Here is a 308-nt window from a genome sequence, read left to right on the forward strand (position 1 = left end):
GGATCAGCTCGGCAATGGTTTGTTGCTGTTCAGCGCTGGCCTGCTCCAGGGCGCTGGCCAGGTTGTTGATGTGGCGCGCCAGGTGGCCCAGCTCGCTGTCGTCTACCACAGGCAAGGGGGTGTTGTACTTGCCTTGCTGGATGGCCTTGACCGCGTGGCCCATGTCGCTGATCGGCTTGGCCAGGCTCAGGGCCAGGCGGCGAGCCAGCAAGAAGGTGAACAGCAGGGCGAACAGCGCGAGGATGCCCGCCTTGATCACGATTTCCTGCTGGCGCTGGCTGAACGCGTCATCGGACATGCCGACGATC

1 protein-coding gene is annotated in these 308 nt (G+C 64.0%); it reads right to left on the reverse strand.

The genetic code is table 11. From position 1 onward, the window contains the following. On the reverse strand, nt 1-308 hold a 308-nt coding region (locus QWI17_RS10595), incomplete at both ends, for a HAMP domain-containing protein (RefSeq protein ID WP_302722476.1).

It is taken from the genome of Gilvimarinus gilvus (genome assembly GCF_030518155.1).
Lineage (GTDB): Bacteria > Pseudomonadota > Gammaproteobacteria > Pseudomonadales > Cellvibrionaceae > Gilvimarinus > Gilvimarinus gilvus.